Annotated in this window: 15 protein-coding genes, 1 tRNA gene and 4 pseudogenes; 11 read left to right on the top strand and 9 right to left on the bottom strand. The window is 61.4% G+C overall.

Annotation, left to right across the window (positions count from 1 at the left end):
* Nucleotides 1-144 precede the first annotated feature (144 nt).
* Nucleotides 145-1,209: a site-specific integrase gene (locus tag B0G77_RS18805; RefSeq protein ID WP_133663466.1), complete on the bottom strand. Its 1,065-nt coding sequence runs from the start codon at nucleotides 1,207-1,209 to the stop codon at nucleotides 145-147.
* Between the two features lie 139 nt (nucleotides 1,210-1,348).
* Here B0G77_RS18805 and dusA point away from each other — a divergent pair, with 139 nt between their 5' ends.
* Both dusA and B0G77_RS18795 read left to right on the top strand, forming a co-directional pair.
* Nucleotides 1,349-2,338 (top strand): tRNA dihydrouridine(20/20a) synthase DusA, encoded by a 990-nt coding sequence (gene dusA, locus B0G77_RS18800; RefSeq protein WP_133663465.1) that lies wholly within the window; start codon nucleotides 1,349-1,351, stop codon nucleotides 2,336-2,338.
* Between the two features lie 98 nt (nucleotides 2,339-2,436).
* Nucleotides 2,437-2,512: transfer RNA gene (locus B0G77_RS18795), tRNA-His, on the top strand.
* A 725-nt stretch (nucleotides 2,513-3,237) separates the two neighbouring features.
* On the opposite strand, the gene B0G77_RS18790 is transcribed toward B0G77_RS18795, so the two are convergent.
* The 5 genes from B0G77_RS18790 to B0G77_RS45560 all read right to left on the bottom strand — a co-directional run bounded on the left by B0G77_RS18790 (nucleotide 3,238) and on the right by B0G77_RS45560 (nucleotide 6,510).
* Complete coding sequence (locus B0G77_RS18790; RefSeq protein ID WP_133663464.1) at nucleotides 3,238-3,804, bottom strand: HD domain-containing protein; 567 nt, start codon at nucleotides 3,802-3,804, stop codon at nucleotides 3,238-3,240.
* 203 nt (nucleotides 3,805-4,007) lie between these two features.
* Complete coding sequence (locus B0G77_RS18785) at nucleotides 4,008-4,556, bottom strand: flagellar biosynthesis sigma factor (protein ID WP_243751045.1); 549 nt, start codon at nucleotides 4,554-4,556, stop codon at nucleotides 4,008-4,010.
* Nucleotides 4,557-4,639: 83 nt separating this feature from the next.
* A complete protein-coding gene (locus B0G77_RS18780) occupies nucleotides 4,640-5,455 on the bottom strand; it encodes a hypothetical protein (protein ID WP_243751044.1) in 816 nt (271 codons plus the stop codon).
* Nucleotides 5,456-5,584: 129 nt separating this feature from the next.
* A complete protein-coding gene (locus tag B0G77_RS18775; RefSeq protein ID WP_347814169.1) occupies nucleotides 5,585-6,031 on the bottom strand; it encodes a hypothetical protein in 447 nt (148 codons plus the stop codon).
* Nucleotides 5,998-6,510 (bottom strand): hypothetical protein, encoded by a 513-nt coding sequence (locus B0G77_RS45560; protein WP_347814181.1) that lies wholly within the window; start codon nucleotides 6,508-6,510, stop codon nucleotides 5,998-6,000. The genes B0G77_RS18775 and B0G77_RS45560 overlap by 34 nt, the downstream gene beginning before the upstream one ends.
* A gap of 63 nt (nucleotides 6,511-6,573) precedes the next feature.
* Between B0G77_RS45560 and B0G77_RS18765 the strand changes: the two are divergent.
* A pseudogene (locus B0G77_RS18765) lies at nucleotides 6,574-6,900 on the top strand (C4-dicarboxylate ABC transporter); the annotation flags it as partial.
* Between the two features lie 73 nt (nucleotides 6,901-6,973).
* On the opposite strand, the gene B0G77_RS18760 reads toward B0G77_RS18765, so the two are convergent.
* The gene (locus B0G77_RS18760; protein WP_133663462.1) at nucleotides 6,974-8,662 is read right to left on the bottom strand and encodes a transposase; all 1,689 of its coding nucleotides are present in this window, start codon (nucleotides 8,660-8,662) and stop codon (nucleotides 6,974-6,976) included.
* Between B0G77_RS18760 and B0G77_RS44325 the strand changes: the two genes are divergently transcribed.
* The 7 genes and pseudogenes from B0G77_RS44325 to B0G77_RS18725 all read left to right on the top strand — a co-directional run bounded on the left by B0G77_RS44325 (nucleotide 8,630) and on the right by B0G77_RS18725 (nucleotide 15,150).
* The gene (locus B0G77_RS44325) at nucleotides 8,630-9,091 is read left to right on the top strand and encodes a hypothetical protein (RefSeq protein WP_133663461.1); all 462 of its coding nucleotides are present in this window, start codon (nucleotides 8,630-8,632) and stop codon (nucleotides 9,089-9,091) included. The genes B0G77_RS18760 and B0G77_RS44325 overlap by 33 nt on opposite strands.
* A gap of 33 nt (nucleotides 9,092-9,124) precedes the next feature.
* Nucleotides 9,125-9,301, top strand: a pseudogene (locus B0G77_RS44320) (malate dehydrogenase); the annotation flags it as partial.
* Nucleotides 9,264-9,650, top strand: a pseudogene (locus tag B0G77_RS18745) (polyphosphate kinase 2); the annotation flags it as partial. The pseudogenes B0G77_RS44320 and B0G77_RS18745, both read left to right, overlap by 38 nt.
* A 538-nt stretch (nucleotides 9,651-10,188) precedes the next feature.
* The gene (locus B0G77_RS18740) at nucleotides 10,189-10,473 is read left to right on the top strand and encodes a YtcA family lipoprotein (RefSeq protein WP_133663460.1); all 285 of its coding nucleotides are present in this window, start codon (nucleotides 10,189-10,191) and stop codon (nucleotides 10,471-10,473) included.
* Between the two features lie 20 nt (nucleotides 10,474-10,493).
* Nucleotides 10,494-11,545: pseudogene (mdtN, locus tag B0G77_RS18735) on the top strand (multidrug transporter subunit MdtN).
* Nucleotides 11,546-11,554: 9 nt separating this feature from the next.
* Complete coding sequence (locus B0G77_RS18730; RefSeq protein ID WP_133663459.1) at nucleotides 11,555-13,663, top strand: FUSC family protein; 2,109 nt, start codon at nucleotides 11,555-11,557, stop codon at nucleotides 13,661-13,663.
* Complete coding sequence (locus B0G77_RS18725) at nucleotides 13,660-15,150, top strand: MdtP family multidrug efflux transporter outer membrane subunit (RefSeq protein ID WP_243751043.1); 1,491 nt, start codon at nucleotides 13,660-13,662, stop codon at nucleotides 15,148-15,150. The genes B0G77_RS18730 and B0G77_RS18725 overlap by 4 nt, the downstream gene beginning before the upstream one ends.
* A 30-nt stretch (nucleotides 15,151-15,180) precedes the next feature.
* On the opposite strand, the gene B0G77_RS18720 is transcribed toward B0G77_RS18725, so the two are convergent.
* On the bottom strand, nucleotides 15,181-15,630 hold the full coding sequence (locus B0G77_RS18720; RefSeq protein WP_243751042.1) for a hypothetical protein: 450 nt from the start codon (nucleotides 15,628-15,630) through the stop codon (nucleotides 15,181-15,183).
* A gap of 618 nt (nucleotides 15,631-16,248) precedes the next feature.
* Here B0G77_RS18720 and B0G77_RS18715 point away from each other — a divergent pair.
* Nucleotides 16,249-17,367 carry an acyltransferase gene (locus B0G77_RS18715; RefSeq protein ID WP_166656180.1) on the top strand — a complete coding sequence of 373 codons (1,119 nt, stop codon included), beginning with the start codon at nucleotides 16,249-16,251 and terminating at the stop codon, nucleotides 17,365-17,367.
* A 259-nt stretch (nucleotides 17,368-17,626) separates the two neighbouring features.
* Here the strand turns inward: B0G77_RS18715 and B0G77_RS18710 are convergent, their stop codons facing one another.
* Entirely contained in the window at nucleotides 17,627-19,339 is a 1,713-nt protein-coding gene (locus B0G77_RS18710; RefSeq protein WP_166656179.1) for a 6-pyruvoyl-tetrahydropterin synthase-related protein, read from the bottom strand.
* Between the last annotated feature and the right edge of the window lie 546 nt (nucleotides 19,340-19,885).

Below are 19,885 nucleotides of genomic sequence, written 5' to 3'. Positions count from 1 at the left end.
GACCCCGGAGCTACAAAAAAACCGCGGAGGGGACCGCAGTCTTTAATCTGGGGTCGAACTGGCAATACCGAGTCTACAGACGAATGCCACCAGGTTCGGACATCAACCAGGCGTTATCCGCCATCGCGTGTGCGCGGGCACACATTATGCGGTCGGCATAGCCGCCACTGACTCCAGCCACTGCCAGCCCGCCCACCGGTCGCCCGCCTGACGCAGGTGGGCGTACCGCTTCAGGCTCTGCCAGCTGCGATGGCCCGTCACGGCTGCCACGTGCGGGATATTCCACCCCATCTCAAAGAGCCGGCTCGCCCCCTCGTGACGCAGGTCGTGGAAGTGCAGGTCGTCAATCTTGAGGAACTTGCATGCCTTGGTGAACGATGCGCTGACGGACCTGTGGTTGTAGGGGAAGATGCGGCCGGTGCCCTTCGGCATGGCGTCGATGATCCGGCGCGCTTCGGGCGGCAGGTCGCACCACGTGTCGTTGCCGATCTTCTGTCCCGGGTGCTTCATGTCGCGCACCAGCACGCGGTCGCCCTGGTAGTCCTCCCACGTGATGCGGCAGATCTCCTCCTGGCGTCGCGTGGAGTAGAGGGCGAACGGGATGATCTGGAGCATGGGAATCGCGGCGCGCCCGCGCGCATCCATCTCGAGGTAGTAGCCGAGGATGGCGCCCAGCTCCTCGACTGTCGGCCGGCGGTCGCGCTTCCTTGAGCGGGAGGTGGCGCCGAGCTTGCGCAGTACCATGCGGGCGTCGTCGACCTGCTGCTTGTCGAGGGGGATACCCCAGGCGGGGCGGGCGATCGTGAATACGGCCGCGAGGTGGGAGAGGTAGTTGTCGCGCGTCTGGGGCTGGGCGTCAATCCCCTGGACGAACTCCACGAGTGCCACGCTGTCGACCTTCGAGCAGCGCACCGTGCCCAGCCCGGAGGCGGCGATGGTGCGCAGACACTGCGCCTTGGTGCGGCCGATGCCCTGCTCGAAGGACTCGATGTATCTGCCAATTGCGTCCTTGAGCGGCGGGTCCTCCCGGGGGGTGAGCGCACCGGGCGCGGAGAGCTCCGTCTCGCGCTGTTTGATCCAGGCGGCGGCCACCGCCCGCCGCTCAAAGGTCTGGGCCTCGGAGTGTACAATCTTGCCGTCCCGCTTGACGCGCACGAGCGCGGTGTAGCGGGGGCCGGACTTGCTCTTGCGAGTGGTGATCGATCCCATCATCTTTCTCCGGTGCAACAAAAATGGTATGTTGCACCGGTTGTTGCACCGGAGTCAAAAAAAGGTGCGAAAAAGAAGTTTGAATGTCACGGATTTTTGCACATCAAATGGCACAAGTGTTTGAGATTTAAGGGTTTCTATGCCAGTCAACGCTCGCAGGATTTCGGTTGCACCGATGATGGACTGGACCGATCGCCACTGTCGTTCGTTGCATCGCATGCTGTCGCGCCACACGTGGCTTTACACGGAGATGGTAACGACGGGCGCGCTGATTCACGGCGACGTCGCACGTCATCTGGCATTCACTCCCGGCGAAGCGCCCGTCGCGCTACAACTTGGCGGCAGCGAACCCGACGACCTCGCACGCTCGGCAAAATTGGGTGAGCAGTGGGGCTACGACGAGATCAACCTGAATTGCGGGTGCCCGTCGGAGCGCGTGCAGCGCGGTGCGTTCGGTGCATGCCTGATGAACGAACCGCAACTCGTCGCCGACTGTGTGAAAGCGATGCGCGACGTGGTGTCGGTGCCGGTGACGGTCAAGCATCGGATCGGCGTCGACGCGGTGGAAGAGTACGGTTTCGTGCGAGACTTCGTCGGCACCATTGCCGAGGCCGGCTGCGACGTGTTCATCGTGCATGCGCGCAACGCGATTCTCAAAGGCCTCAGCCCGAAGGAGAATCGCGAAATCCCGCCGCTCAAATACGACTACGCGTATCAGCTGAAACGCGATTTCCCGAACCTCGAGATCATCCTCAATGGCGGCGTTAAAACGCTCGACGAAGTAGAGCTGCATCTTCAGCACGTCGATGGCGTGATGCTCGGGCGTGAGGCTTATCACAACCCGTACGTGCTCGCCGACGTTGACGCACGGTTCTACGGTTCGCCGGATGCCGCACTGAGCCGGGAGCAGATCGAGGAGAAGTTCATCGAATACTGCGCGGCGGAGCTTGCTCGCGGGACCTACCTTGGCGGTATCACGCGGCATGCGCTTGGTCTCTATCGTGGCGTGGCCGGCGCGCGCGGTTGGCGTCGTGTGTTGTCAGATAGCAGAAAGCTCGCGGCTGCCGATCTCACGATCTTCGACGAGGCACGCACTCATCTGCGCGAGCCCGTCGAAATGTTTGAATAAAGGGCTAGGCAAACGCAATTCATGTTTGTATAATCTCGCTTCTTGATCGGTGAGCCAGTTCACGGCGAGCCAGATGTGGTTCAAAAGTTGTGTCAGTGGTGGCTGTAGCTCAGTTGGTAGAGTCCAGGATTGTGATTCCTGTCGTCGTGGGTTCGAGTCCCATCAGCCACCCCATCAGAATCAAGCGCTTAGCCCGGTCTCTATGGCTGGGCTTTTTGCTTTCTGGAATCCGTGTAGGCACTGTGTAGGCAAATTCGATCAACGCGGACCGGCATTCGTCGCGACCTCTTGGCGGTGCGCAAGATTCGGACTATCGCACGCAATCGTCGGGAGTGGGCGCTACCTGGCTGCCCATCACTAAACCCGCTATCAAAAGCTATCATCTTCGCGAGCCGCGTTGCTTTCCGCCCGTGCAGCGTTAAGGCGCAACCTTACGGCATGCACCCGGCCTTTGCTCAGTGCGACGAAGTTCGGCACGGTGCAATCGGTTTCGGCGCTTGCCACATGCTCGCCGCACCTGCATACGAGATTGGGGCCACGCCGACCCGTCATGCCGCAGCAGCCATATGTCCGCTCAACCCGGTGCGTGACGCTCAACCCAATAACGTCATCCTCCTGTACAAGCCAGCAACCCGCGTAGGCTTGCCACACGTCGCCGCGCTCCTTGATGGCGAAGCCCGCAGGAAAGCAGGGCTGCCCCCATTTCCACGACTCGCCGCCGCGCGTGGTGTACTGCGACATATCCTCAACCGTCAAAACGCGTGTAAGCGGCGCGTCGCACCGGTTGCAGCGAAAACAGATATGTTGCGTACCCTGCTTCTTCTGTGATTTGAACAAAGTTCCCTTACGCTGGTACGAGAGAGAGCGATCGGCGGGGGCAAGCGTGACGGCAGCGCACATCAGGTCGGCTCGTCTGCCTCCTGCCGCGTGAAGTAATCGTCGATGATGGCACGCACGTCAGTTCGCAGGCATTCATCAGCTCGCGTCAGGACGTCCAGCAGCAGCCGTTTCTCGCGCATGTAGATTGCTGCGAACAGTGGATCGCGGGCCTCAACCGTACGCAGGTTCGAAATGAGATCAGCCGCCTTGATGGTCTGCGCGGCTGCCGATGCGTGCGCCGTATGCGTCCGATCCAGCGTCTTGCGCGTGGCCCGGTCGCCATCATCAGGTGTCGAGATGGCGGTCAGTTCGCCGACAAGTCTGCCGACACATGCACCAAACTCCGCCTCGATCAATGCTAGCGAAACGGCGGTGTCCTCAACCGTATCGTGCAGCCAGGCGGCGGCGAGCATTTCTGCGCTCACACCCTGAACTCCTGTTACCAGTTCGGCGACTTCGGCCAGATGGGTTGCATAAGGCTCGCCCGTATATTTGCGCCGCTGGTTTATGGCGGCGTGCGCACCAAGCGCAAACGCCCGCGCTCGGTCTATCAGGGCGAAATCCTGGTCTTTGCTGCTTTCCTTCATCGTTATCTCCCGTCAAACCGCCATGTTTCGCCGTCTTGCCACATGGACAAATCTCAACATCATGAGGCATCGACACGGCCTTTCGTGAGCAGCGCCGCCCGATGATGGAAGCATGGGCGGCACATGTCTGTTCTTTGCTGGGGTGAATACCGTATCGTGGCTCGATAGCAGATGCTGGCGGAATTGTCCGCCAGCACATTCGGTCAATTGTCCTTGGGATAGTCTTCCATCAGCGGCGGGCCACTAAGTTGTAGCGTAATCAGGTAGCGCTCATCTTTTGGCCTGTCTTCGTGAACGAACCGGCGAATGTCGAGTGCTACCTGATATTTGCCAGCGGCCTGCCAGAAGGTTTGCGGATCGTCCCCGCGCCGGATGCTCTCAATCATCGCAGGCGTATTGCTGATCGGTGGGTAATGGCGGGGACGTATTGGATGCCAGCCGTGCCGCTGCAATTGGTCCTGCAAATCCAACATGACCGCCATTGCCTGATCAAGCGGCAACGTTTCAACTTGCGGGGAAAGCGTAACCGACAAAACATTGCCACGTTCGTCATATCCGACTGTCAGAAATTTTGCGGCGGGTGTCACAAACTGATACCGAGAATCAGCAAACCGAAATTTTGCCGGACGATTGATATAGCCTGCCCAAAATGCGTCGGGTTCAACCGGAGGAAGCGTAGAACGCGACTGCTGGCGCACTTGTTCGTAAGATTCGCCAAGCGTAAGAACGACTTCATCAACGGGTTTTGCCATTGTGAGCAGTCCCCATACGGCAGCGCAGCCAACCACTGCACAAACGAGATATCCGGGCCACCTGATTTTTCGACTCAGCATGCTTACCTCGGATGCGCAATGAGATACAGGGAGTTTTCGACGTCATACTTTTGAAGTGGATGGTGCAACAGTTGATTGAATCGCTGCGCGGCGCGTAGCACAAACGCCATGCGCTGGTGTGGATCGGCGAGATTTGCGAGAGGCTCCTTGCTGAATCGTTCGTTCTTGGCGTTGGCTCCCGTCACCGTACACTGATTCGCAAAGACAAGCTGAATTTCCCGCGCCGATCCAGTCGGAATATGCAACGCCCATGCAAATTGATTGGCGCGCATCAGCAGAGCGAAAGCAGGATCGTCGTACATGGCCGGTTGCAGGATATTGAGTTGTTCATGCTGCGCCAGTGCTTCAACGCCTCTCTCAATGTTCCCCGCATCAATTGCCCTGAATGCTTGTCGTATTTCGTCCGTCGGTTTGCCGAATGGCACTCGATCCCCAATCGGCCAGACAACCGAGCCGCGTAGTTGTGCACGTCCCTCAAGGCACTTTTCGAAGCGCTGCAATCCGAATTTCTTGTAGAACATATGCAGTGGCCAAACGTCGAGAAACAGCGACATGTTGCCCTTTGCCAGCATCTGATAGACCTTGGCACCGCTTTCGGCGGTCGCAGCACCCGCCGCCGACTGTGCCCCGTAGGCCGTCATCCATGCAGCCGGGCCAACACCAATTTGGCCCGTCTCAGTACGCGGACCATCATGGCGTTCCTGCGTGTCGTGCCGTCGCCGCGCTTCAGCAACAATGCATTTCCATTCGTCGCCGGTAACGCGCTCCTTGAATAGCTCGATCAACCGCTCGCCAAGGTCGTGGCGCTTCTTCGGCACGCCCAACTTGGCCTTGATCTATGCCACCAGATTCAGCGCTTCAGCCGTTTCCTGCATTCGCGCAACACGGTGTTGAGTTCGCGAAGCTCGGCCCGCCAGCGTGCGGACCTCGTACCGTGCTTTGTTGCATTACTGGACACTGCCGCTTTGCCCGCGTCCGTTAATGGCCCCGTTGCGCGTTCCCACGGTTTCCAACGCCGGATTGCTTCGGCCTGTCGCGCCCGCCGTTCCGGCGTCCATCCGTTCGCCATCGTTCGATTCCAATAGTTTGTTTGCCGTCTCGCCATTTTTACCGCGCGCGTGAGGCTCGGGCGGCGCGTTGCCGCCCTGTGTCGCGGCGGGCGTGCCGTTGTTCACCTGTTGCGGCCCGTTCGCGATGTTCGCCTGTTTTACGAAGGCGAGCGGGCGCGGGTTTTTGATTTCCGCCAGGGCTTCGAGCGTCGCGCGGCATTGCGCCTGCGCCTTCAGAGCAAGCGTTAAATGCGCCTGAAACTGGTTCAGGTATTCACTGTAGGCGGCCTTGTGGGCAAGGTGGTTAAAGATCATGTCGAGCGTATTCGCCTGCGTCGCAAGCATCGTCCCAGGCCCGTCATGTCGCCGTCCTTCACTGCCTTGGCCTGCGCGCGAAGCTCCGCGACGTATTCCGGCAGGTCCGCATCCGTGCCGAAAATCCCCTCGCTGTACTTGCGCCCGGTCACCGCGCCGCGCACAAGCGGACTCGATGCGAGCATTGCGGCGCGCTTTACCGGGTCTGCATAGCGCGGGTCCGTGATTTCCGGCCTGTCCGGGTCGCCCTTCGTGGTCGGCGGGTTTGCCGCCTGCTTCGTCGCCTTTACCGGTCGCCCCTCATAACGCCACGAACGCGTCGCCAGCAGCGCCCGCGCATCGATATCGGCGCGGCGCTCGATCACATTCGCCTGGAAGTGTTCGATGTTCGGCAACAGGTCCGTGAGCGGCCCGTTTGCGGCACGGCCCATCGTGTCGGCGTAGCGCTCGCGCGTCCAGCCTTCGGCCCGCGCCAGTTCCTCGATCACCGCGAACAGTTCGCCGCGCAATCTCCGCGCGTTGTCCGCCGCAAGGTACGGCCCCCAGGGCAGGTATGGCGCCCCGCTGTCAGGGTCGTCGCGCCTGAAGTGGCAGCGTCGAGCGCCGCCACGCTTGCGCCGCATCTCGACGCCGCAACGGCCCGCCTCGTGATTGGTGCGGGTTATGTGCTGTGGGCAATCTCGGTGCCGCTCGCATTTTCCGTGCTGACCATCGTGTTCTTCCGGCTCCTCATCCACAAGCTGCCGCATCGCGATCTGGAGCCGTCGAGCTGGCTCACGCTGGGGCCGATCGGCACCGGCGCGCTGGGACTGCTCACCCTCGGTCAGGCGGCGCCCGCCGCGTTTGCAGGCACCTCGCTCGCGAGCGTCGCACTCCTTGCGCGTGACCTTGGCGTTCTAGCCCGACCTTCGCAAAACAAGCTGTCAAATCGACGGATAATGCCGTTGTTTGATGACCAAATTGTCTCTGAATTCATACATGAAATAATGTTGGTGCCCAGCGCTGCAGCTCGAAGACCTTCACGGCGCGCCGCTGCTCGGCCGTGAGCTCCGGCGCCAGCATCGCAGTGGGTCGTCGTCCGGTTGCTCCGGTCTTCGTCCTCACCAGGGTCACGCTGATTTCGGCCAGGGCGTCCATCATGCGGCGGGCCGAAACCTCGGTGCGCAGTGCGATCTTTGCCAGGCTCACGAGCATCAGGCCGAGCACGGTCGCGAACGTGTGCAGCCGCAGGGATCCGTCGGCCCACTGGTGCGACGGGCCCCACGGAACCAAACCCCCTTTCTTCGCCCGGCGGAACAACTCCTCGACATTCCACTGCCCCCGGAAGGCGTGGACGATGCGCCCGGTACTCCAGTTGTGCCGATCTGTACACAGCACCCGTCTGCCCAGCCGTGTGCGCTCCAGCGTGCGGCGCAATGCGTCATCGACGTGCCAGTGCAAGGTCGGTGCCGGCTCGCTCCCGGCGATGGTAGCCACAACGAAGCTCGCCAGATGTTCCCGGGCGAGCGCCTTCTTGACCCGCAGCTCCAGCCGGCTGCGCGTAATGCGGCCCTTTTCGACCAACCCCTGCAGCGTGCTCAATTCCACCTTCGCCTTGCGCAGCGCCACCGCGATCCCGCGCTTCTGGCCCGCTAGCAGCTCCTGGCTCTCCACCACCACGAGCGTGCGGTCCAACTCGCCAACGGTCGTTCGCATCCGCGCCGCCCGCACGTCACTGAGCTTGCCCGACAGCGGCTTCATCGCACCGCGTTGCGCCGCCATCTGCAGCGCCTCTTCCGCGGCCTTGTGCCCCAGCGGCAACGAGATGAGGCTGTAGTAGCCGGCGGCATCCAGATCGAGTTCGAGCTGCGGGCTCCAGAATCCGCCGTCTCGCACCACCGTGCGCTGCGCCGGCCGCTCGCGACCCTCGGCACTATCCAGCGCCTCATGCAACTGCGCCAGGCCCGCCAGGCACGCCGTAAGCACCGCCTGGTCCGATCCGTTGCCGGGATACGTCCGGTACAACAACGGCACATGGCCCGTCTCGCTGACCAGCAGGCCCAGCCCGACGACGCGCAGGTCCCCTCGCTTGCTCTTGGCGTGTCCACGTCGAGCCAGCTCGCCGGGCGTCTGCGTGTCGATGTGGGTATCGAAGTTCGTCGTATCGAACGCAAGCACGTCGGCCGAGAGCCCGAAGCGGGAGACCGCTGCATTCGCGATGGCCACCTGCGCCTGCTCCAGCTGCTCATCGGTCACTTGCTGCGCGACGCGATGAAAGGCCTGGCCCGTAAAGGCGGAGCCGGGCAAGCACGACAGGCGCGGCAGACTTGCATCGAGAAACTCCCCCAGTTCGCGCTTGGGTCCCGGTGCACAGGCGCGCTGGATCGCCACGGCCACCGCCAACTCGCCCACCGATGGGCCGCCTTTGGCGCCAACCCCGCCGCAGGCCCGATCGATCTGCCCGACCAGGTCCAGTTGTTCGGCGACCCAGATCAACGCCCCGACGTCGCCCACGCCGCGCGTGCCCACCGTCTGGGTCGCACTCAGATCCGCGACTCGCGGTGGATCGGCCGGTCCCAGCACGACCTGGCGTGCAACGGAGCGGCCGCGCTGCGCATCCCACACGGATTGCGCCGCGATGCGGTAGCGATGACCGTTGACTTTTCTTTCGAAGATGTGCATGTTCTTTCATGTAGCATCTTCAAACCAAAGAATCAAGCGAAATTCAATATCTACGCCTTATCTAAGCCACATTCCGCCTCGGCGCCACCGCCGAACAACGCCGAGCTTGCGAAGGTAGGGCTAGGGGCGCTGCTGCTGTGGGGCGCGGGCCTCTGGTGGCTCTTCACCGCTGTCTTCTTCACGCTGCGCTATCGCACGGAGGGACTGCCGTTCAACCTCGGATGGTGGGGCTTCACGTTCCCGCTGGGCGTCTACACCGTTGCAACGCTTGGCCTGAATCGCGTGACGGGCTTCGCCGGGTTTGCTGCCATCGGCATCGTGCTGGCGATGCTGCTCGGTGGACTGTGGCTGGTCGTGCTGTCGAAAACGTTGCGTGAACTCGCACGTGGTCAGCTGTTCCACGCGCCATGCCTTGTCCCGGTGCGCTAGGCGCATGTCGCGCCACTTTTCAGGAGGTTCATCATGTTAGAACCTGCCAAACGTGTTGCCGTGACCGGTGCGGCTGGACAGATTGCCTATTCGCTGCTGTTCCAGATCGCCAATGGCAATCTGCTGGGCAACGACCAGCCCGTCATCCTGCAACTGCTCGAACTTCCGCAGGCGCTCGATCGTCCACTCCGGGGTGCTGCTGTTCAAGTGCTGACTGGAGGTCAGTCAGGAAGAGCAGACCCTCAGACTGGAAGCGCGCATTCACGACGGCCGCAAACTATGGAAGCTCTCCGAGATGGACCTGAAGTCGTACAGCCGCAGGTATGACTATTCACGCGCCCGTGACGCCATGTTACGGGCCACCGACACGGCGATTGCCCGCTGGTATGTGGTCAAGTCCGACGACGAGCAGCAAGCCCGCCTCAATGTCATCAGCGATCTGCTTGCCAAGATTTCCTACGAGACTACGCCCCGCAAGAAAGTCTCCCTACCAAAGCGGCAAAAGCCGGACGGCTACGTGGGGGCAGACTACCCGTATAAATCCGTTTACGAGAAGTACCAAGCGTTCCAGCGAAGGCAAGCCGCAGTCACTTGCGGGCGCGCGTCGTGCCCGACGCCTCACATCAGGGGCCGTCAGTTTGCCTCTGCCCGGATGGCTGCATGACTATCGGAAGGAATGGGCAACACGGACGCGCTGGCCGGACTGACGGCTGCCACCTTGATCATTCAAATGATGGCCGCTGGTTACGCGTCAGGATTGGCTGGCAAGCGTGACTGGCAGCGAGGTCTCCTGTACGACAGGGCACACGTCTGATCGGGCACCGTGCAGCGGGCTTGAATCCATATCGGAAGAGGCATGGATGAGACGGTTACTGGTATAAACCCCTGGTTGCTGAACTCAAGACGCCGCACAAACCGCAACTTCTCGCTATGGTCTATGCCGCACTTCGCAGATACCCGGGTAAGGGACATCGTGCGGTATGCAGCCCGAATTGGAGCGCCCCTTTCCATAACCCCGAAAGTTGAGGCAGAATGCGTCGGCGAAGCTGCAAAGCGTGACATCGATCCCAACGACACGGACGACTTTGGAGCGACACATGCCACTCGTCAGAGGCGTATGTCCGAAGTGTGCCACCGGCATTGCTGCGATCACGGCTATTTTCATATCGGGTTGCGCAAGTTCGCCATCCATTAGCGTGCTTGGCGCGTACTTTCCGGACTGGCTGTTCTGTATTGTCGCGGGCGTTGTGCTCACGGTCGCCGTCTATCTGATTCTCAAGCGCCTGCAGGTCGACCATCTGCTGGGACCTTCACCTGTGGTCTATCCCACTCTCGTCACTTTCCTCGCACTCGCTGTCTGGTTGATGCTGTTCCAGCATTGAATGTCCTTCAGGTGGATGCAATGGCGACGACTACCAGCAGGACATCGAAGAGAAAATGGCCGGCCCTCATCCTGGTCGTGGTGACGTTGCTGCTGGTGCTTTTCGTCATCCGGCTGCTGGACCGCGCGCCGCGCACCGACGACGCCTATGTCTACGCGGATACGATCGATGTCGTGCCCGAGGTCAGTGGGCGTATCGTCGAACTGGCGGTGCGCGACAACCAGGCGGTGAAGCAGGGCGATCTGCTGTTCCGCATCGATCCGCGTCCGTATCAGGAAGCGCTGACACGGGGCAAGGCGTCCCTCGTCGCGCTCGACCGCCAGATCGAGCTGACGCAGCGCACGGTCAATGCGCAGCAGTACAACGCCCAGTCGGTGCGCGCCGCCGTCGAGCGCGCGCGAGCTGCGGCCGGCCAGGCATCCGATACGCTGCACCGTATGGAGCCGCTGCTGTCGCACGGATACGTATCGGCGGAGGACGTCGACCGTGCGCGCAACGCGCCACGCAGGCCGAACTCAGCGCCGCACAACTGCAGGCGCAGCAGGCGGCAGCCGCCGTCAGCGGCGTCGACGCGCTGGTCGCGCAACGTGCCGTCGTCATGGCCGAGATCGCGATTGCCGAGCTGAACCTCGAATATGCGACCGTGCGAGCACCGTTCGACGGACGCATCGTGTCGCTGAAGACATCGACGGGGCAGTTCGCGTCAGCACTCAAGCCCGTCTTCACCTTGATCGACACGCGCCACTGGTACGTGGTCGCGAACTTTCGCGAGACCGAACTCAAGGGCATCCGGACGGGCACGCCCGCCACGGTCTACCTGATGAGCGACACGGGTCAGCGCTTCCAGGGCACCGTCGATTCAATCAGCTACGGCGTGGCGCCCGATGAAGGCGGCCTGGCCTTGCCCGGCGGCTTGCCGCGCATTCAACGCACGCTTAACTGGGTCCATGTGTCGCAGCGTTTCCCGGTGAAGATCCGCGTCGACAATCCGAACCCGGAGCTGTTTCGCGTCGGGACGTCGGCGGTAGCTGTGCTGCACCCCGGGCGCGGCGACGACGGCGAAAGCCGTTGAGGAGTGCCCATGGCCGCCGCCGACTACCTGCCCCCTATGCCCGTCACGCTGCGCGATGCCGGCGCTTTCCTGAAGCGCGAGCTTGCGCCTTTTCCCGGGCGTCTCAATGTGATGTTGCGTTGCCTGCTGACGAGCGCAATCGTGATCGTCGCGTCGATGGCGCTCGAGGTGCCATCGCTCGCGCTGTCGCTGCTGGTGGTGTTTTATGTCACGCAGTCGAACGTGGTGGTCACGCGGCTGGTCGGCTTGATGTTCATCGTTGGATCGACGCTCGCGATCGGTCTGTCGATCCTGCTGCTGAAGTTCACGTTCGACTACCCGTTGCTGCGCATCGTCGTCGCGAGTCTGCTGTTCTTCGGCAGCGTGTACCTGATACGGGTGCTGAAAATCGGCGTCGTGTTCTTCATCGTCGCCATCGTCGTCATCTACGTGCAGAGCTTCGTCGACCGGACCGATCAGGCCGACGTGCTGATCCGTGCGGTGCTGTGGGTCTGGGTCGCCGTCAATTATCCGATCGCGCTGACGCTCGTGGTCAATACGCTGCTGTTGCCCGCTGAACCGCAGTTGCAACTCAAGGCGGAAATCCATCGGCAACTGACGGCGCTGCAAGCGCGGCTGACGCAACTGATCGACGGCGGCACGAACGCCGCGCCGATCACGTTGACGGCGGTCCAGCAAGGCGCGCTGACGCTGCAAAAGCTGCTGCGGTTCACGACAATGCGTGACGCGCACTATCGCGAGCATCAGGCGTTGCAGCTTGCATGCATTGCGACGGTGTCGCGCCTCTATCGCGGCGCGAGCGAATTGCCGGTCAGCGGGCCGGGCCCCTCGGCGACGCAGCTTGCGATGCTGCGCGAGTTGCGCGCGAACTGCACGGCGCTCGACGAATGGGTCATGACCGGCGAGCCGTACCGCTACGTGCGCACGGCAACAACTGAAGAACGCGCGGCCGCCGATACGTTTCCCGCCGCAGCCGAATTGCAGCGCGCGCTGCACGCATTCGCCGATCTGGTTGCGAGCGGCGCCGCACCCGGCAAACCGCCCGCGAGCGAACCGATGGTCGCGCCCGACGCGTGGACCAATCCCGCGTACCTGCGCTATTCGCTGAAGACGCTGCTTGCCGTGCTGGTCTGCTATGTGTTCTACAACGCGGTCGACTGGCAAGGCATTCACACGATCATGCTGACGTGCGTGATCGTCGCGCTGCCGAGCCTCGGCGCATCGATGCAGCGGGCCTTGCTGCGCGTCGCCGGGGCGGTCATCGGCAGCGCGCTGGCGCTATTCATGGTCGTGTTCGTGATTCCGCACCTCGACGACATCGTCGGCCTGCTGCTGATGACCTTGCCCGTTGTCGCGCTCGCCGCGTGGATATCCGCTGGTTCCGAACGGATCGGCTACGCCGGCGTCCAGCTGATGTTCACCTTCTCGCTCGCGTTGCTCGAACAGTTCGCGCCCACCAGCAATCTCACTGAAATCCGCGACCGGATGGTCGGTATCCTGCTGGGTGTCGGCGTGGCGACCTTCGTGCAGATGTCGTTCTGGCGCGAGGGCGAGGGCGACCTGCTGCGGAAGAAACTCGCGACGATGCTGCGCGCCATCGCCGCGCAACTGCGCGCGCCACAGGCGGGCGTCGAGATACGGGACCAATTGCCCACTGCGCAGCGTCAGTTGCAGGCATGGGCCGCGCTGGCCGATTGCGAGACGATGTTGTCGCGGGTCGCACTCGAGCCCGGCTGGCAGGAAGGCGAGCAGGCCCAACTGACACTGCGCGCACAAACCGTCCTCGCGCAAGGCCGCGAGATCATGCTCGCCGGTAATGCGCTGAATAACACGCTGGCGGCGCAAGCCGGTGCGGCAAGTCCGCAAATGGACTACGCAGCGCGCGCCGCTCAGGACCAGGCCTGCGCGGAAATCACCCGGTACGCAGACGACCTTACTGCCAATCCGCCCGTGGCCCACGCGCCGCGACGCGTCGACATCGCCTCGCAGCCCGTCGATGCAGCCAACATGCCGCTCATCGCCGCCGCGGAAGACCTGTCGCGGCAGGTAGCGGGTCTGCCGGACTGGCGCATCGAGGCATCGGGCACGGCGTCCTCTTCCCAGGCCGTACGAACATGAAGGCGCGATCAAGTCCCCGCGCCTGGTCGTGGCGTCGCTGCGCCCTGTGCATCGCATGGTCGTCGTGCCTCGGCCTGCCGGGTTGCGCGCTGATCCACAAAAACGGCACGCCGTATGCCGAGATTTCGCCCGAGCAGATCAGTCTCGCCGACGACATCCATCTCGCGCGCGATGGCTGGCCCGCCGCGCGCTGGTGGAGTCGTTATCGCGATGCGCAGCTCGACGCGCTCATCGAACAGGCGCTCGCCGATGCGCCGACGATGTTGATTGCGCGAACCCGCGTCGCGCAGGCAAAGTCGGACGTCGAGCTTGTGAGAACGGGGTCGAGCCTTCAGGTGGTGGCGCTTGCCTTGCTGGATCGCGAGCACGTTTCCGCGAACGGCTTTCTCGGCCCGTTCGCGATGAACGAACCTGCGTTGGGGCTGACGGGCCCCTGGTACACCGAGGGCATCGTCGGGCTTGGCGCAAGTCTGAACGTCGACATCTGGGGCAAACAGCGCGCGCAGGTCGCCGCGTCGCTCGGCGTGAGCAATGCGCGGCTTGCCGAGACGTCCGCCGTCGAACTCGAAATCTCGACCGACGTCGCGCAGCTGTACTACGGCATTCAGACGACTTACCAGCTTATCGACCTGCTGAACGAATCGCGCGAGGTAGCGGTGTTCGCGGTGGATGCACACGACGCGCGTACGGCGCGCGGCGTCGAGCCCCGAACCCGGCTCGAAGAAGCCCGTGCGCAGCAACTGACCATCGAACGACAGATCGTTTCGGCGCAAGGCCAGATACGGCAGATTCGCGAATCGTTGCGAGCATTGATCGGCGCGGGACCGAACGGCTTGCCCCCGATCGAGCCCGTTGCGTTGCCGCGCTCGCAAGCGGCCTTGCCCGCGACGCTCTCTTATGAACTCCTCGCCCGGCGGCCCGATCTTCAGGCGATGCGCTGGTACGTGGCGGCATCGTTCGACCGGATCGACGCAGCGAAGGCGGCGTTCTATCCGAGCTTCGACATCAAGGCGTTCTTCGGCTACAACGCATTGCATCTTTCCGACCTCTTCACGCATGCAAGCCAGCAGATCAACCTGATCCCTGGCCTGTATCTGCCGATTTTCGATGGTGGCCGGCTCAACGCGAACCTTGGCGGCGCACGTGAGGGCAGCAACCTGTTGATCGAGCAGTACAACCAGGCCGTCCTGAATGCGGTACGCGATGTCGCGCAGACGGGCAGCCGTCTGCAGGCCCTCGATGCGGAGACCGGGTTGCAGAAGCAACGGATCGAATCCGTCGCGTTCGCGCGAGACAGCGTTGAAGCGCACTATCAGCGCGGACTCACCAGCCGCCTGGCGGCGCTCGAGGCACGTCAGCCCGTGATCGCGGAACAGGTCGCGCTGCTCACGCTCAACGGCCAGATGCTCAGTCAGGAGATCGCGTTGACGAAGGCGCTCGGCGGCGGCTATCGCGCCGATCCGCCTGTCGAACTCAAGCCGCGATGAATGGGGAAATGAGCGGCTCGTGAGCGGGTTTCAGAACTGCTGGGCGCGCAGCGACGCGAATTCTGCGCGGCACACCTCGCCAAACTTGCCGAGGATGTCGATCGAGCCGTCCGCGAGCATCTCGCGAATCTCGATGAAGGTCTTGTCCGGCGCAAGGTAGGTGTCTACGATCTTGCGTCCGATCACGTCGGCTTCGTCTGCGACTTCGCGCGACGATTGCACGCGCATGCGGCCGATCTTTGCGTAGAGGTTGCCGAGCGCAGGGAGATCCGGCTCATTGTGTTGCAGTGCGTCAACGTAGCACTTCGTCGCATCTTCGATGAACTCCTTGTAGAGTTCCTGCCGACGGACGCGGTCATGCGCCAGCCATTCCGCACGAACCTGGGTGCGTTGGGTCAGCCATGAAGCAAGAACCGAAGTCAGGCCGCCAATCGCAGCGCCGACAAGCGCAGCGAGAGCCGAGATAACCGATGGGTTCATGGAGCATCCTCTCATTGCCATTCATGGTCATACATATTAATGCCCGCGCGTGCATTTCATGGCGTGGCATGCTGATGCCGTGAGCAAAGATGGATGAAGCCGAAGGAAACGTGTTTCGTCGCTACCCGCAAAGCACGAAGCTGCCGACGCGACGCCAGTGAAGCTCAGTCGAAATCTGCCTGCAAGCGGCTCTCCGGCATTCGATCAAGGGTAGTGCGACCCTTAAGGACTTCATGAGATCGACGACCGGCGGGTTGTGCAAACGGTCTCGGCCAGACGAGGTCAGTCGCCTGCGGTGCCTGGGAACGGCCTGACAGAACGTGCACTGTGTTCGAAACCCCACGGACTGCCAGCCCGAACTCCTCCACGATCGGATACGAGGCAATACGCAGACGAGCAGGTCTGCGTGCCTGAAAGCCCTGAGCAGGGGCAATTGTTGAACGCCACCGCTCTTTCCCATATTTCTCGGGGCGGAGCTGGAAGCTGGATGGCTGGCGACAGGAAGCAAACCGAAACTACCGTGCGGCAAATCGAGATGTTTTACAAGTGCGACATACCTGCGAAATAAAGCTCATTCGGACTCGAATGAAGGGACCTGGCACGATACGGCGAACGAGCATGGACAATTCAAACACACCGGATAAATACGCGACACTGGACGGCTTACGTGGTGTGGCGGCCATGTTGGTCGTCGTGGTCCATTTTCCGCATTTATTTGGTCTTGCTTCGATCGAAAACGGCTACCTGGTCGTGGACCTGTTCTTCGTTATGAGCGGTTTCGTCATTGGTAGTGCCTATGAGGAAAAATTATTACGAGAAAATATCAACGGACGCGAGTTCATGAGACTTCGCCTGATCCGTCTCTATCCCCTTTATATTGCGGGGACTTTGCTGGGCGCAGCAGGCCTTTTGCTGAAACTACCATTCCCGGATTGGCATTTCGTAGGATTGGCACTTCCTCTCGCTATCCTGATGCTGCCGAGTCCGGTTACCATCCGGATATTCTATCCGTTCAACGTTGCTCCACATTCCCTTTATCCTCTCAATTTCCCGTCGTGGTCACTGTTTTTTGAACTGGTGGGCAACGCAGCATACGCAATATTCTTCAAGCGCCTTACAACACGGATGCTTTTTTTTATCGTCGTCCTGTCTGGCGTGATGCTGGCCGTTATCGGTTTTCGCCATAAAACCCTTGACGCTGGTCCGGTATTCGGTGGAAGTTATGTTGGCTTCCTGCGTATTGCCTATTCATTCTCCTTTGGCATCATTCTTTTCCGTCTGCGTGTTTCTCGAAGAAAAATTAGCGATATTTATTCCATTGTTCCAGTCATCGTATGCCTGTTGATGTTTTGCGCTCCGATCCCGGAATCGGCGCGTCCGGCATTCATCGTTTTTGTTTTGATTTTCGCTATTCCAGTCGCGGTCAGAATCGCAGCATCCATTGAGCCGTCGCGCTGGCTGAGAAAGGTATTTCTATTTTTCGGAATGGTGTCCTACGGAGTTTATGTTCTGCACGTCCCGACCGTATTCCTTATTCAGATGTTCCTCGCCCGATCAGACCGCATCGCGTCGCCAGCCATCTATGCTTTGGGTGCGGCGATATTGCTGACTGTCGTAGCGCTCGCGTGCCTTGCCGAGAAGTACTATGACCGGCCAATTCGCAGGCGCCTTCTTCAAGGTCGGCAGCATCAGGGGAGCCGCCATCGCGCTGCTGTAGTCGCCCCAATCAACGAGTAGACGCCTTTGGCACGTTGGGTGCTGCGCTCTCGTCGCACCCGTCATCAGGGTCGTAGTGGCGACCGCCCCGAACGGTCTTCGGGTATTCGCCTGGCGCTGGTGTCGATCTATGCGGGGCTGGCGCGATCGCCTGTGACGTCGGTTGGGGAACGCCCGGCACAACACTTCCGTGACAGGTCTATCTAACTACGCTGGCAAGCTGTGTCGTCAATGTCGTCACCTGTATGCAAGTCCCTTCGTTTCAGGGCCACCCTCGCGGTCACGATAACAGCCCGAGTTTTGACAGCTTCGCCCGCCACGCCATGATGAGGAGATCGAGATAGCCTTGCTTCCTGACAACGACAGTCCAGTGACCCGCGGGTAGGTCGAACTCGATAAATTGGCTTTCTGCAAGTGGCCTGATCGCGTGACCCTGTGCGTCTACGGCGACACTTTCGAGAAACGGTGTCGAGAACTGGTTGATGCGCACGTGACCTTCGGCGGGACATGTCGCTGAAATCAGCAGCGTATCGAAATAGGCGGACCGCGGAATATCCGTGTAGACGCATCCACTGGCCTCGACCAGAGGACGCGGTTCGGGCAGGATACTCGCCGCAGATTTTTTCCAGAGGTCGACGCCGGCAAGCTGCTGCCGGTATGTGTTGGGGAAGTATTCGCCGCCGGCGTCAGGCCCCACGATACTGGCGGTAGGCACTTCGCGACGAAGTTCCGGGCCAGGTATAGGGCCCGTGTTCTGGGACGCGACGTTGATCATGCGCACTGCGTTCACCATTGCAAACACGAGCAGGGCGAGCTGGACGCGCCGCTTCGTATCCATTGAGAACTGCTCGATGAGGCCGGCGATCGCAACAAGACAGATCGGCGCGGCAATCGAGAGGAGTCGCCAGGGGAGTTGAATGAATTCCAGTGGGCCGGAGAGTTCCCAGAACGGACGCGTGAGACGCGTCATCATCAGGATCACCCCGAACGCGATGCAACCGAGCACGAACGCAATTCGGATGCGTTCATCCTTGAGCTGGTTCGGCCGGAAAACGGTGAACGCCATGCCGATCATCAACGCAAAGACGGGCCATCCAAATGACGAGCGAGGCGAGCGCCAGAATATGTCTCGCGGCGGAATAAGCAGGTCGGCCATATGGCCCATCGCGAATGCCTGCTGCGGGGAGAAAAAGGTGCTCCAGAAACTGAACGGGACGTATATCAACGTGACGAATACAGCCATCACCGTAGTCGTTATCACGAATGGCAGCCAGCCAGTACGCGGCGAGCTGAGAACCAGATAAAGCAGCGCCGGAAAAAGCACACCGAGTGCGATGACGAATACCAGTACGTGCGCCTGGGTGAGAAGCAGCAGAAGGGCGAGGAGGGCAACGCCGTGCCACTTCCCGAACCGCCTGGTGTAGGCATCGATCGTGATGGCGATGACGAACGGAACGAGCGTCGCGGCGGAATATTCCGCCGCGCTTCCCGATACGGCGAGTTTGCCGAATATGTATGGCGCGAGAACGGACGCAGTTGCAATGACCAACCCCGAGATCCGGTCAGCGCCGAAGCGCCCGGCGCACGTGTAGACACCAGCGAACATCAGGGCGGAAAAAACCAGTGCTGCGAGTCGAAATCCTGTGACGAGGTCGCCGGACGCCAGGGCGAGCGTGGCGCCCACCAGATTGAAAAGCTTGTGATAAAAGAACGGAACCGGCGAGCCAAAGCCATTGGCATCGACCGGAGTCCAGGTGGAAAGGGCGTCGCCGGCTTTCAACGCCGCGGTCCAGATGTACAGATGCGAGAACGACGTGTAAGTGTCGGGTCCCCGCAGAATCGGTCCGAAGAGGATGGCGACAACATAGCCAAGCAACGCGACACCTGCCGTGCAGACCAGCAGCCTGCGACCTGGCACAAGCCTGGCGTCGGCCAACAGGCTGAGCAGGCGTGGTTGCGGGGGGAGCGAGTTCGGGTGGGGTACCTGGTTCATGGTCGGCGTGGCGGCTCGTGTCAGGTCGATCGCAATGGGAGCGACCATCCTAGTGCAGGAAACGGGCTGGCTGCGTACGCTAGTACACGCATCGATCCGCGCAACGGGTAAACAGGTGCCCGGCGCGCGATCCCATCCAGTACCGGCGGAGCCTGCCAAGGCTCCAGTCATCTTCGGCGCGGATGCCGGCTTCGTATCGACCAGACTCCCCAGCTCCAGTCCGGCACCTGTCGCGGATCAGCGTCGGCTACCGCACATATTCAGCAGGGCATCGCGTTTAAAGTCGGTGGGACTGAGTTCAAGGGGTTTCGATCCGTCGCAGGCTAAACCCGTCGCAAGAGGCTGACGTTCTTCGCACCGACGGTGACCGGGCATGGGGAAGACTACCAGGCGCGCATGCCCCAACAGGCGCTAGTCGTGACAGCCCGGATGATGGTGATACAAAAAATGTAAGACGGGGTTAGACATGCTTACTGCGACGTTCATCGTGGTGCCAATAGGCATCGTTGTGCTGGTCCGTTTCGCGACCCGGATCGACCCGGCCAC

It is taken from the genome of Paraburkholderia sp. BL10I2N1, assembly GCF_004361815.1.
Lineage (GTDB): Bacteria > Pseudomonadota > Gammaproteobacteria > Burkholderiales > Burkholderiaceae > Paraburkholderia.
Note: the sequence above shows the minus strand (reverse complement) of the source record. Positions and strands in the feature narration are given on the sequence as shown.